The 12,646-nt window shown below is 47.9% G+C and carries 11 protein-coding genes and 1 pseudogene; 8 read left to right on the top strand and 4 right to left on the bottom strand.

Annotated features, from left to right (window positions below; genetic code table 11):
- The first annotated feature begins 10 nt into the window (after window positions 1-10).
- The 7 genes and pseudogenes from B0X71_RS16730 to B0X71_RS16700 all read left to right on the top strand — a co-directional run bounded on the left by B0X71_RS16730 (window position 11) and on the right by B0X71_RS16700 (window position 7,456).
- Window positions 11-937: an ABC transporter permease gene (locus tag B0X71_RS16730; protein WP_077590493.1), complete on the top strand. Its 927-nt coding sequence runs from the start codon at window positions 11-13 to the stop codon at window positions 935-937.
- 1 nt (window position 938) lies between these two features.
- Window positions 939-1,883 carry an ABC transporter permease gene (locus B0X71_RS16725; protein ID WP_077590492.1) on the top strand — a complete coding sequence of 315 codons (945 nt, stop codon included), beginning with the start codon at window positions 939-941 and terminating at the stop codon, window positions 1,881-1,883.
- Window positions 1,884-1,897: 14 nt separating this feature from the next.
- Window positions 1,898-2,932 (top strand): ABC transporter ATP-binding protein, encoded by a 1,035-nt coding sequence (locus B0X71_RS16720; RefSeq protein ID WP_077590491.1) that lies wholly within the window; start codon window positions 1,898-1,900, stop codon window positions 2,930-2,932.
- On the top strand, window positions 2,929-3,885 hold the full coding sequence (locus B0X71_RS16715; protein WP_077590490.1) for an ABC transporter ATP-binding protein: 957 nt from the start codon (window positions 2,929-2,931) through the stop codon (window positions 3,883-3,885). The genes B0X71_RS16720 and B0X71_RS16715 overlap by 4 nt, the downstream gene beginning before the upstream one ends.
- A 28-nt stretch (window positions 3,886-3,913) precedes the next feature.
- Window positions 3,914-5,542 carry a peptide ABC transporter substrate-binding protein gene (locus tag B0X71_RS16710; RefSeq protein WP_077590489.1) on the top strand — a complete coding sequence of 543 codons (1,629 nt, stop codon included), beginning with the start codon at window positions 3,914-3,916 and terminating at the stop codon, window positions 5,540-5,542.
- 69 nt (window positions 5,543-5,611) lie between these two features.
- Entirely contained in the window at window positions 5,612-5,983 is a 372-nt protein-coding gene (locus B0X71_RS16705) for a DUF3899 domain-containing protein (protein ID WP_077590488.1), read from the top strand.
- A gap of 146 nt (window positions 5,984-6,129) precedes the next feature.
- A pseudogene (locus B0X71_RS16700) lies at window positions 6,130-7,456 on the top strand (IS3 family transposase).
- Window positions 7,457-7,530: 74 nt separating this feature from the next.
- On the opposite strand, the gene B0X71_RS16695 reads toward B0X71_RS16700, so the two are convergent.
- The 3 genes from B0X71_RS16695 to B0X71_RS16690 all read right to left on the bottom strand — a co-directional run bounded on the left by B0X71_RS16695 (window position 7,531) and on the right by B0X71_RS16690 (window position 10,039).
- Window positions 7,531-8,733 (bottom strand): M14 family zinc carboxypeptidase, encoded by a 1,203-nt coding sequence (locus B0X71_RS16695; RefSeq protein ID WP_077590487.1) that lies wholly within the window; start codon window positions 8,731-8,733, stop codon window positions 7,531-7,533.
- Window positions 8,734-9,106: 373 nt separating this feature from the next.
- A complete protein-coding gene (locus tag B0X71_RS21055) occupies window positions 9,107-9,253 on the bottom strand; it encodes a hypothetical protein (RefSeq protein WP_156889903.1) in 147 nt (48 codons plus the stop codon).
- A 150-nt stretch (window positions 9,254-9,403) separates the two neighbouring features.
- The gene (locus B0X71_RS16690; protein ID WP_077590486.1) at window positions 9,404-10,039 is read right to left on the bottom strand and encodes an FMN-dependent NADH-azoreductase; all 636 of its coding nucleotides are present in this window, start codon (window positions 10,037-10,039) and stop codon (window positions 9,404-9,406) included.
- Window positions 10,040-10,205: 166 nt separating this feature from the next.
- Between B0X71_RS16690 and B0X71_RS16685 the strand changes: the two genes are divergently transcribed.
- Window positions 10,206-10,607, top strand: coding sequence for a MazG nucleotide pyrophosphohydrolase domain-containing protein (locus B0X71_RS16685; RefSeq protein ID WP_077590485.1), 402 nt, complete (start codon window positions 10,206-10,208; stop codon window positions 10,605-10,607).
- A 303-nt stretch (window positions 10,608-10,910) separates the two neighbouring features.
- On the opposite strand, the gene B0X71_RS16680 is transcribed toward B0X71_RS16685, so the two are convergent.
- A complete protein-coding gene (locus B0X71_RS16680) occupies window positions 10,911-12,509 on the bottom strand; it encodes an ABC transporter substrate-binding protein (RefSeq protein ID WP_077590484.1) in 1,599 nt (532 codons plus the stop codon).
- Window positions 12,510-12,646: the final 137 nt, after the last annotated feature.

Below are 12,646 nucleotides of genomic sequence, written 5' to 3'. Positions count from 1 at the left end.
GGTGCGAAACATGTATATAGTAAAACGTTTTTTGATCATGATACTGACGATCTGGGTCATTGCGACTCTGACGTTTGTCATCATGAAATTTATCCCGGGTGATCCTTTTGCATCGGATGCTGACGTGCTTCCGCCGGAAGTGCTGGAGAACATCCGGGCAAAATACAACTTGGATGAACCGGTTCCAGTGCAATACGCATTATATATGAGAGACTTGGCGACGTTTGATCTTGGCCCTTCCATTCAATCGGAAAGCCGGACAGTGAACGACATCATCGCTGAAGGAGCACCTGCATCCGCGCTGCTCGGTATACAGTCCATTGTAGTGGCACTCGTCTTCGGATTATTTTTAGGAATCGTCGCCGCATTGAACCATAACCGGCTGTTGGATTACACCGCGATGATTCTTGCAATTATCGGAATTTCAATTCCCAGCTTTATCCTCGCCCCATTGCTGATCAAAGTATTTGCTGTGGATTACGGGCTCTTGCCGGTTGCCACGTGGGGCACCTGGCAGCACACGGTATTGCCGACGATTGCGTTGGCAGTGACACCGCTCGCAATTATTGCCCGGTTTATGCGTGCAAGTATGCTGGAAGTACTAAATCAGAATTACATTAAAACAGCTGATGCTAAAGGGCTGTCCTCTACAGGATTGGTCATCAAACACGGTGTCAGAAACGCCATTCTGCCAGTTGTATCGTTCATTGGACCACTGTTTGTGGCAGTCATCACCGGTACATTCGTTATCGAGAAAATCTTTGCAATACCAGGAATTGGCCGTTACTTCGTTGACAGCATCTTCAACCGGGATTATCCGGTTATCATGGGAACAACGATTTTCTTCAGTGCCGTTCTGGTAATCACGCTGTTCCTGATCGATATCTCATATCGATTGATTGATCCGAGAATTAAACTTACAAGCAAGGGGGATTAACATGACCGGAAAACCGATAGATGATGCATTATTCCGGCCAGCAGACCCGGACAGGGTAAAACCGCCTGAAATTGTACGGCCCAGCTTAAGTGTGTGGCGGGAAACTTCTGTCAGTATACTGAAGAACAAAATGGCTGTACTTGGCTTGATCCTGCTTTTCCTTCTGATCTTCTTTGCGATCTTTGGCCCGCTCATGGTGCCATACAGTCCATCCGATCAAAGTCTGACCCAATCGAATCTTGCGCCATCCAGTGAACATTGGTTTGGAACGGACGATCTTGGACGGGATATGTGGGCAAGAACATGGTACGGTGCGCGGGTTTCATTGACAATCGGATTTGCTGCAGCGTTCATTGACCTGTTGCTTGGAACCATTGTCGGTGGCATCTCTGGTTATATGGCCGGCAGGGGGAAAAAAGGCGACCGGGTGGATAATGTACTTATGCGTTTCGTTGAAATCCTTTACGGGATTCCTTACCTGCTCGTTGTTATTCTGCTTATGGTAATGATGGAACCTGGAATTGTTACAATTATCATCGCATTATCTGTGACTGGATGGGTTGGGATGGCCCGGATCGTACGGGGACAGATTCTCCAGTTGAAGTCACAGGAATATGTGCTGGCAGCAGAAAAGCTCGGAACTTCTCATGGCAAGATCATCAGCCGGCATTTAATACCGAACACGCTCGGCATTATTATCGTGAACCTGACATTCACCATTCCAACCGCTATTTTCGCTGAAGCGTTCCTGAGCTTCATCGGGCTTGGCGTACAAGCACCGCATGCCAGCTGGGGGACCATGGCGAACGATGCACTCGGTGTAATTCTAAGCGGGCAATGGTGGCGGCTATTCTTCCCGGGTCTAATGATTTCACTGACCATGTTGGCGTTTAATGCGTTCGGTGACGGACTTCAAGATGCACTTGACCCGAAAATTCGCGATTAAAAGAGGTGGAAAGAATGGATCACTTGTTACAGGTAAAGAACTTGGAGGTCAACTTCAAGACTTACGGAGGCGAAGTCAAAGCGGTCCGCGATGTCTCTTTCCATGTGGATAAAGGAGAGATTGTCGCCATTGTCGGCGAAAGCGGCAGCGGCAAAAGCGTAACCGTCCAATCGATCATGGGGCTTATTCCTACGCCACCAGGCATCATTGGGAAAAACAGCAGTATTGAGTTTCAAGGACAAGAGCTTCTGAAGATGTCGAAGCGCCAAATGCAGAAAATTAAGGGGTCCAAAATCAGTATGGTCTTCCAAGACCCTATGACATCGCTGAATCCAACGATGAGAGTCGGCAAGCAAATTGAAGAAAGCCTCATTGTGCATGGCCGGGCCTCAAAAGCGGAAGCGAAAAAACAGGCCATCGAAATGATCCGGCTTGTCGGTATTCCCAATCCTGAATCTCGGTACAACCAATATCCGCACGAATTCAGTGGAGGGATGCGTCAGCGGGCAATGATTGCCATTGCGCTTGCCTGCAGCCCGGAGCTGCTGATTGCCGATGAACCGACAACAGCACTCGATGTAACCATTCAGGCGCAAGTGCTGGAGTTGATGAAAAGCCTGCAAGAAAAGACGAACACCTCTATTATATTGATCACCCATGATTTAGGGGTCGTAGCAGAAACAGCCGAACGGGTCATCGTCATGTATGCAGGTATGATGATCGAAGAAGGAACGGTGGAAGAGATCTTTGCAAAACCCGGACATCCTTATACGTGGGGATTGCTTGAATCGACACCGGATGTCACGACTGCCGATAAGAAACGGCTCGTACCGATCGAAGGGGCGCCGCCTGATCTGTTCGCGCCCCCTAAAGGCTGTCCGTTTGCACCAAGATGCAGGTATGCGATGGATGTGTGTATCGATCATATGCCGCCTTCATTCGAAGTAATCGAAGGACACAAAGGCCACACAGCAAAATGCTGGCTGAATGATGAACGGGCTCCGAAAGTGGCACACGAACCCATTGTGGTAGGGAGTGGAGCTAAATGAGTGAACGGCTGCTAGAAGTAAAAAACCTGAAAAAACATTTTCAAATCGCAAAAAACGTATCAGTTAAATCGGTGGATGATATCAGTTTTGAAATTAGAAGAGGCGAAACGTTCGGCTTGGTCGGTGAGAGTGGCAGCGGCAAATCGACGCTCGGCAAGACAATTGTCGGTCTCCAGCATTCGACAGCAGGAGAAATCCTCTACAACGATCAAAACGTCGAGAAGCTAAGCGGCAAAGACAAAAAACGGGTCAACCGTGAAATGCAAATTATCTTCCAGGACCCGCAAGCCTCACTGAATCCGCGAATGCGGGTAGGAGACATTATCGCTGAAGGGATTGATGCGCATAAACTATTAAAAGGCCAGGCAAGAAAAGACCGGATTTATGAACTTCTGGAGAAAGTCGGACTTCGCGCGGAACATGCAAAGCGATTTCCGCATGAGTTCAGCGGCGGGCAGCGGCAACGGATCGGGATTGCCCGTGCACTCGCTGTGGAACCTAAGTTTATCGTCGCAGATGAACCAATATCTGCTCTGGATGTCTCCATTCAAGCACAAGTTATTAATCTGATGGAGGACTTAAAAGAGCAGGAGGATCTGACTTATTTATTCATTGCCCATGACCTTGGAATGGTGAAACACATCAGTGACCGGATTGGCGTTATGTATCTGGGAATGATGATGGAACTGTCAAACAGCCACGATTTGTTTGAAGAGCCGCTGCATCCCTATACCCAAGCACTTCTTTCGGCGATCCCGGTCGCTGATCCGACAGTAGTCAAAAGAGAGCGAATTGTCCTTGCGGGAGACCCGCCAAGCCCGGTGAATCCGCCGAGCGGATGCAGATTCCGAACAAGATGTCCATTTGCAATGGATATTTGCGCAGAGAAGGTACCTGAATGGAGAGAAGTCAGAGAAGATCACTGGACTGCTTGCCATTTGTACAATAATTAATAGAAGAAAGTAAAGGGAGGAAAAGAGAATGAAGAAAATGCTAGTAGGCATGACTGCAACATTGGCGTTGTCTTCTGTACTTGCCGGTTGTAGTGGTGGCGCAGAAGAAGGACAAGAAGGCGCAGCGGTAAGCCAGGAGGAAGTTGAACAGGAGATTACGGTAAATGCGATGACAGAGCCGCCGACACTTGATCCGGCTTTATCGACAGATACGACATCTTTCTGGATTCTGGACCATATGTTCGAGGGTCTGTATACACAGGATAAAGAAGGAGAAGCTGTTCTTGGTGTAGCAGAAGACGTTAATATTTCAGAAGACGGTACTGTTTATACCTTTACTATCCGGGAAGACGCAGTATGGTCAGATGGGACGCCGGTAACCGCCGAAAACTTTGAATATGCATGGAAACGAGTGCTCGATCCGGCAACAGCCAGTGCGTTCGCTTTCTATCTTTACTATATTGAAGGTGCTGAAGCATACAATAAAGGTGAAGGTTCAGTGGAAGATGTCGCGATCAATGCAGTTGATGAGCGAACATTAGAAGTAACGCTGAATTCACCGCTTGGGTACTTTGATAAACTTCTCACCCAACGTACTTTCCTCCCATTGAAGCAGGAAGTCGTGGAAGCAGATCCGAATTGGGCAGCCGGACCGGAGACGTATATCAGCAACGGTCCATTCGAACTGACGGAATGGTCACATAACGAGCAAGTCGTCATCGAAAAAAATGAAGAGTACTTCAATGCCGATCAAATTGATCTGCAACAAATCACTTTTGAAATGGTAAATGACGCAACAACGTACTATCAGATGTTCAAAACAGATGAGCTCGACTTTATCATGACACTGCCGCCGGATGCACTGGATGCTGAAAAAGACAATCCGGAATTCCAGTCGATCCCTTACTATGGTACGTATATGTACATGTTTAATGTAGAGCAAGAACCGTTTACAAACCAAAAGGTCCGTAAAGCGTTCGCCATGGCGATTGACCGTGAATCATTGACTGAAAACGTATCAAGAGCTGGCGAGTCTCCGGCATATGCAATGGTCCCAACAGGCGTTACAACTCCTGAAGGAGATTTCCGTGAAGAAGGCGGCGCCTATTTCGAAGAGGACTATGAAGAAGCGAAACGTCTTTTGGAAGAAGGTATGGCTGAAGAAGGCTGGGATACACTTCCGGAAGTAACACTGATGTATAATACATCTGAAAACCACAAGAAGTTTGCTGAAGCCGTACAGGAAATGCTGAAACAGAACCTCGGCGTTGAAGTGCAGCTGGCGAACCAGGAATGGAAAACGTATTTGGAAACAACTGAACAGGGTAACTTCCAGATGGCGCGTATGGGGTGGATCGGTTCATTCATTGATCCGGTTGCAAACCTCGACTATTACCTCGGTGACAGCCCGAACAACCGTACGAACTGGGTGAATGAAGATTATGACCGTCTGATTGCAGAAGCGAAAGTGGAGCAAGATGAAGCAAAACGCTTTGAACTACTTCATCAAGCTGAAGAAATCCTGATGACTGACCTGCCATTCATGCCTGTTTATTTCTATACAAACACGTACATGACAGACAGCGATATTGAAGACGTTGCTTATTATGTCAATAGCTACCCAAGCTTCAAATGGGCTCAAGTAGTACCTGAATAAGAGAAAAAGGGCAGACAGAAGCCGTTCAGCTTCTGTCTGTCATTATTTTCGCAATGAGGAGAGCGTTGTATGAAAAAAGTAAGCTTCCTGTATTTGTTTTTTGTTCTGGTATGGGCAGGCATCGTAATCAGATTGCAATGGTCGGCGCTAGAAGTAATAAATGGCGCATTCATGGTCGGTCTCATCACAGCCATAATCGCTGCTTCCATTAAAATCATGCAGTCGGGCTTTCTTGAGCTGTTCCTGGATGGGTTTCAGCGTCTCGGACAAGCAGTCACAGGGCGCTCAAATGCGATGGAACGGGCAGACGAGCAGCTCAAGCAGGATGCCTCCCTGCAGGAATTTAAACGGTCAATGGGAGATTGGCTGTTTCATACAGTCGTTGCCTGCTCGATTGTATCATTCGCATTATCCATTGCAGGACTCTGGATGTACTACTAAATTCTCTATGGAGAAAAACCCCGTATCGGCATTGCTGAACTGAACCCCAAATGGTAGACACTTTATAAAAGTGACCCCATTTGGGGTTCTTTCTGTTTTCAGACCCCAGTATACTGAACATAACTACTGGAACGGGAGCGATTGACATGAGTAAGATTATTTTCAACGAACATCAGTGTCGGCAGTTGGAAGCGAATCCCAATGTCGCGGCTGTATCGGAGCGTGCTATCCAATATACACCTGAGTTCAAGGTGAAGGCGGTTAAAGAAAACCTGCAAGGGAAAGGACCTTCTCAAATCTTTGTTGAACACGGATTTGACCTGATGGTGATTGGGACAGATAAGCCAAAAAGTGCGCTTAAACGCTGGCGGAAGTCGTATCAACTCTACGGCGAACAGGGCTTCTTCGAAGAGCGCCGCGGAAAAGGCAGTACAGGCCACCCTTCTACGAACGATCTCTCCGCTGAGAAAAAGCTGGAGAAAGCGGAAGCGCGCATCAAATACCTGGAAGCGGAAAATGAATTACTAAAAAAGCTCGAGGAGCTCGAGAGGCAGGCGAAGAGACGCAGCTGACCCCAGCGGAAAAGTATGAAGCGATCAACGCAGTGATCCGCAAATTTCAATTGAAACACTTGGTGAAAATCCTTTGTCACACAGCCAATGTCAGCCGCAGTGGCTATTATGCTTGGCTGGAAAAGATGGAACAACACGCAATTCGCGAAGAGCAGGACTACCAAGATTACCTGTTGCTCAAAAGCATCTACGATGCGTATCGTGGGAAAATCGGGTACCGCGGCTTTTATATGGCGCTGGCCGAACTGCTGGAAACGCCGATGAACCACAAAAAGATTCTGCGCCTCATGCGCAAGTTCAACCTCTTCGCCAACATCCGGAAAGCGAATCCCTATAAGAAAATCGCCAAAGCCACACAGGAACACGCCGTTTGCCCCAACCTGTTAAACCGGGAATTCGATCAAGATGAACCTGGCAAGGTATTCGTCACCGATATCACTTACTTGCCCAACCGTTCAGGGCAAATGACGTATCTGTCCGCCGTGAAAGATGTCGCCAGCCGTGAAATCGTCGCCTATGAAGTTACGACCACTCTCACGATGGAAATTGTTTATCGTACATTAAAGAAATTGAAGGAAGCGTTGGATGGAAACATCCACCCGGAAGCAATGATTCATTCCGATCAGGGTTTCCACTATACTCATCCGGAATATCAACAGCGCGTAAAGGAACTGGGATTGACTCAGTCAATGTCCCGTAGGGGCAACTGTATCGACAACGCCCCCATGGAATCGTTTTTGGTCACTTTAAGGATGACGTTGATTTTAAACAGGCGACCAGTCTAGCCGAATTGAAAACGCTGGTTGATGAGTACATGGAGCATTACAATGGAACACGAAAACAATGGAATTTAAAAAAGATGACGCCGGCCCAATACCGGAGTCATCTCATCGCAGCCTAGCTGCAGGGTACTTTTATTAAATTGTCCATTAAATGGGGCCCAGTTCATGCCGATACGGGGTTTTTTCCAATTGCTTATAAATCTGCGGGACGGTATGCCGTTGTCGGAATGGTTTCATATACTTCCGGATCAAGCGTTTCAACCGAGCCGTCCGCGACCGCTTCAATGATGCCGGTCAGTCCGCGTTCGACTGCTTTGACGAGTTTGCCTTTTTCTTTATGGCCCATCATCTGCGTCTGGCCGCGGACTTCGAACAGTACCGTTCCGCTGCCGTTCAGCGCATAGGAGGCAAGCGCAGTACCTGGCAAATCAAGGCCTTGCGAATAAAGTGAGATATTTGAGAAAACCGAATTGCCGTGTGACTGCAGTGACTCATAAGCAGCAACATTCAGCTGGCGTGAGAAATCGTAATTATACGTATCCGCGTATTCCGCGTACTCTGCGCCTTCCGGTGTGCTTGGATCCGGAACGAATTGGGCGGACAGCGAAAGCGTCACGGGATTATCAGTGCCGGCAACATAGTACTTGCCCTGGTGGTGGAGATCGATGAAGACGTCCACATTTCCGAACTCTTCCTGAAGGGCTGTATAAACATCGCGGGATGTCTGCGCTTCCGGTGTGATGAACCAGCCCGGATCATTCGAGCTGCCCGGGAAGTCGTCCGCCTCCGGCACATAGTCAAAGTCCGGATTAAAGTCGCGGTTCACATCGAAGCCGGGATTCGCCGCGTAATCATAGGATTGAATCACCCGGTCATCGTAATAATTCCATGCTGGCTCCGCCCCCGCCAGTTGCGGGAAGTCGGCAACCACATCCGCCCATGTCATGCTGTTGGCGCGTTTGTCGGCGACGGACGCGTCCGGGTTCATCTGCGGCATGACCACAAGCGTCACTTCTTCACGGATGGCCTGCGACTGCTTCGAGTTATTGGACAGTTCTTTCAGCAGATTGAGGAGAGCAACTGTACCGGTTTTTTCATTGCCATGGATTTCACTCTGGATAAGGATGACTTTATCGCCTGTGCCGACGCGCGCTGTGAAAATGTCACGGCCTTCAAACGACTGCCCGGCAACATCGACTTCAACAAGGCCTTTGCTTGTTTTTTCGATCTGCAGCAGCGTCTTCTGCATTTCCTCGTAATCAATGAATCCTGAAATGGCCTGGTCATGATGATGCGTCTCTGCCTGGCTTGCGGTTTCTGCCGCATAAGCCGGCATGGCAAGTGCCGTACACAGTCCCAGAATCCCCATTGTTGTAAACAATTTTTTCCTGATCATATTGCTCCCACTCCTCTTTGTCCAGTTCGGATTTTCACAGCCGGAAAGGCTGTCAGCAAAATCGTAGCAATAAATTCTATAACAGTAAATGTATTAATAAAATTCAGTTAATTAGCAATGGGAAGCGGTAAAATCCCTGTGATGAAAGGAGGGGGCAGGTTATTCTGAAAGACCTGATGAACCGAGAGCGGAAGAAAAAATGAGTGGCTTAAGCGGGTTGAAAGGTTCAGGAGGTCTGTGGAACGGCAGCGCCATAGAAATGGATGGATGTGTCAGTCTGTGAAAGACAATGAAATAAGCCATCCCTCGAACCGGTTCTCTTAACTGATAAGAGGACTGGTTCCAGGGATGGCTTCGATGTGCGGATATGCAATTATTTGCTGCTTGGGATCTGATAGGGATTTCCGCTAAGATATTTTCTCATCTCAAGTGTCAGTTTGAAAGGTTGCCGTGGCTCTTTGCTGCTGTTTGTGCTGACAGGATGGCTGCTGCCGTCAAAATGAAGTGGTTTGCCGTTCATGGTGGTCACCTCCAGCCTGCAAATTCGGTACTGTAAGACCAGTTTATCATTCTTGTCCGTTATTATCAACAATATTCAGAAAACAATACCAAAAAGAGAAGAGGACCGCTTCTGCAGCGGTCCTCTAATCATTCAGCGAATTGGCGTAAATCAGAAGTTCTGTGCGGCTTTCTTGGCGCGGGCAATTGCATCTTCTTTAATTTCATCCGCTTTCTCCGGCATGGCCGCATGTCCTTCGACGAACAGCCCGTCAAATGACGGAACGCCGAAGAATTGCATCAGGATATCCAGATAGCGATGTCCCATTTCCATTTCAGCAGCGGGTCCTTCCGAGTAAATGCCTCCACGGGATTGGATGTGCAACGCTTTTTTATCGGTCAACAGCCCAATCGGCCCTTCCGCGGTGTACTTGAAAGCTTTACCGGCGACGGCAATTGAGTCGATATACGCTTTCATGACCGGTGGAAATGAAAAATTCCACATTGGCGTGACGAACACATATTTATCAGCGGCGATAAATTGTTCGCTGAGTTCCGAGAGTCGGCCGACTTTGCCTTTTTCTTCCGCCGACAGCTCTTCGAATCCTGTGCCCGACTGAAGCTTACCCCAGCCGCTGAAGATATCAATATCCAGCTGCGGGATGTGCTCCGTATAAAGATCGACATTCACAACCTCATGGTCGGGGTTTTCTTTTTTGTATGTCTCGATAAATGCGTTTCCCACCGCCATGCTGTACGATTGCGTATCGTCATGAGGATGCGCGGTGATATATAAAAGCTGTGTCATTATAAAATCATTCCTTTCTGTCATTTCTGGAGTGAACCATAGATTCTGTATTCCCGATTTTGGCATTGTTACTCTCGGAAATCGAGATTTTCTTCTTCAGGCGACTGCGCAGCAAGTGACAGTACAGAGTGTGCTACGATAGAAAGAAAATGAAACGGGGTACTGGATGAAAGACATACAGGAATTTGCCGGGCAATTTCAGCGTGAAATGGGTTGGGAAGTTGATGAAAAGAGTTTTGAAGGAAGCCGGGCTTCATTATTGAATAATTATATGCTGCTGACTACGGAAGTCGGGGAAGTGGCAGAAGAACTGCGGAAAATGTTCAATCTGACGTATCGGTATGCTTCAGAAGGAATGGATGAAGAGACAGCGTTTCGGCTGGCGCAGGAAACGGTGAGAGGGGACATCGGAAAAGAACTCGCCGACTGTCTGGCGTATATCACAAAATTCGCGAATTTCTTTGAAGTGGACCTTGAGGAGAGTTTTTATAAAAAAATGGACGAAGTGAAGAATCGGCAAAATAAAGACACCATTTCAGCAAGGCATGATATGGGAAAGGGGAGATAGAGGAGAAAAAGAGGCGGTGATAAAAGAATGATCCGACTAGCAAGAACAAGGGCAACTCACTGATTCTGCTGATGCACGGGGAACACGATGTAGTCGTATCGATCAGTATCGATCAATGGGCAGAAGCAGTACTTCAGCTATTTAACTGAAGATGGTGCCGGCCATGAAGTCGTTCTGAAGTTTTTTCAGAATGTGAATCATTCATTTTTAGAAGAAATGGCAGAGGATTTGATGGTACGGCTTGAAAAGAAATTTGGCTGATAAAAAGGATGGAGCGTTTTACTCCATCCTTTTTATATATGATTATTCAAAATCGATAGTTGTCGTTATCACCCGCCCTGTCGGATGCGGATCAAATCCGGTGATATTATCTTTCCCTGCAAGAGAAGGCGATGTATGGACAAGCGGAATGACAGGCGGATCCTCGTGCATGATTTCCTGGGCTTGCCGGTACAGTTCGTTGCGTTGTTCTGAGTCTGTAATCGTGCGCGCTTTATCCAGTATGGCATTCAGTTCCGGGTTATCATACTGTGTTGAATTTGTCGCTCCGATGTTACTGCCATGCCACAGCGTATATAAGAAGTTATCTGCATCCCCGTTCATTCCGGTCCAACCAAGAAGGAAGGCATCTGCTTCACCGTCGATTGCTTTTTCAATATACGTAGCCCATTCATATGTCACAATTTCAGCGGTGATGCCGATATCAGCAAAACTGGACTGCAGGTATTCCGCTACATTTGCTGCATCCGGCATATAAGGCCGGGACACCGGCATGGCCCATAATTCCATTTCGAAGCCATCCGGATAACCGGCTTCTGCAAGCATTTCTTTCGCTTTTTCAGGATCATACGGGTAAGGTTCGATGTCGTCATTATACCCTTCAACAGCCGGCGGAATCGGATTCTTTGCCGGGATCGCCTGACCGCCAAAGAAAGCTTCAATCATTGCTTCTTTATCAACGGCATGGCTGAGCGCCCGGCGCACGAGCGGATCATCGAACGGTTCATGTGTCACCGTCATTCCAAGATAGCCGAGATTAAGCGGTGGTCGCGAGTACAGTTCCAGCTCCGGATTTTCTTTAATCTGTTCAATATTTTCAGGATCCACACCGGCAATCATATCCACTTCGCCGCTCAATAGCGCATTCATTCGGGCGGAGTTTTCCGGGATGGTTCGAAAAATGACTTGCTCCAATTTCGGGTGGTCCTCAAGCCAGTAATCTTCAAACGCATTCAGCATGATGCGGTCGTTGCGCTGCCACTCCTCAAAGACGAATGGGCCGGTGCCGACCGGGTTGCTTCGATAGTCTTCGCCGAATTCCTCGATCGCTTCCGGACTCGAAATGGAGAATGGAGTCAGAGCCAAGTCTTTCAGAAATGTCGGTTGCGGTGAGTTCAATGTAAACTCAACCGTGTATTCATCGATGGCTTCGATGGAAGCGAAATCATGAGTTTCGTCTCCTTCATAGCCGCCAAAAACGTTGCCGTACATCGGCGCGCTTTGGCCGTTGCCGTTCATCCAGCGTTCGAAATTATAGACGACGTCTTCTGCAGTAAAGTCCGTTCCGTCATGGAACTTCACGCCTTCCCGAAGTTCAAAAGTGTACGTCAGCGAATCCTCTGACTCGGTCCAGTTAGTTGCAAGCAATGGCTCGACAGTCGTCCCGCCTTCGGTGAATGTGGTCAGCGTTTCCAGGATGCTCTGGGCCACATTTTCCGATTCGCCATCGGTCACCTCCGATGGATCAAGGGACACGGCATCCCCTCCGCGGGCAAACACAAAAATATCCTGGGTAGTTCCATCAGCCCCGGGATCTGCTGCTTCATTGCCGGAACAAGCGGAAAGAAGAAAGGTGGATAAAGGTAAAGCGATTAAGATAGAGGTAATCTGTTTTTTATTCATTGCAGGCTTCACTCCAATTATAAGAATATCATCCTTAGGCAGTTATAAGATTTTATGAATGAAGTGCAATTGCATTACGAGGGAGAGCGGGGAATCGGAACTTCTAATGGAATAAGGAATCGTTTTCTCTTGATCTG

This window comes from Planococcus lenghuensis (assembly GCF_001999905.1).
Lineage (GTDB): Bacteria > Bacillota > Bacilli > Bacillales_A > Planococcaceae > Indiicoccus > Indiicoccus lenghuensis.
Note: the sequence above shows the minus strand (reverse complement) of the source record. Positions and strands in the feature narration are given on the sequence as shown.

Coding starts and splice junctions, on each gene's coding strand:
- B0X71_RS16680 (WP_077590484.1), bottom strand. CDS start 12,509: ATGAATAAAAAACAGATTACCTCTATCTTAATCGCTTTACCTTTATCC.
- B0X71_RS16725 (WP_077590492.1), top strand. CDS start 939: ATGACCGGAAAACCGATAGATGATGCATTATTCCGGCCAGCAGACCCG.
- B0X71_RS16685 (WP_077590485.1), top strand. CDS start 10,206: ATGAAAGACATACAGGAATTTGCCGGGCAATTTCAGCGTGAAATGGGT.
- B0X71_RS16730 (WP_077590493.1), top strand. CDS start 11: ATGTATATAGTAAAACGTTTTTTGATCATGATACTGACGATCTGGGTC.
- B0X71_RS16710 (WP_077590489.1), top strand. CDS start 3,914: ATGAAGAAAATGCTAGTAGGCATGACTGCAACATTGGCGTTGTCTTCT.
- B0X71_RS16720 (WP_077590491.1), top strand. CDS start 1,898: ATGGATCACTTGTTACAGGTAAAGAACTTGGAGGTCAACTTCAAGACT.
- B0X71_RS16695 (WP_077590487.1), bottom strand. CDS start 8,733: ATGATCAGGAAAAAATTGTTTACAACAATGGGGATTCTGGGACTGTGT.
- B0X71_RS16705 (WP_077590488.1), top strand. CDS start 5,612: ATGAAAAAAGTAAGCTTCCTGTATTTGTTTTTTGTTCTGGTATGGGCA.
- B0X71_RS16690 (WP_077590486.1), bottom strand. CDS start 10,039: ATGACACAGCTTTTATATATCACCGCGCATCCTCATGACGATACGCAA.
- B0X71_RS21055 (WP_156889903.1), bottom strand. CDS start 9,253: ATGAACGGCAAACCACTTCATTTTGACGGCAGCAGCCATCCTGTCAGC.
- B0X71_RS16715 (WP_077590490.1), top strand. CDS start 2,929: ATGAGTGAACGGCTGCTAGAAGTAAAAAACCTGAAAAAACATTTTCAA.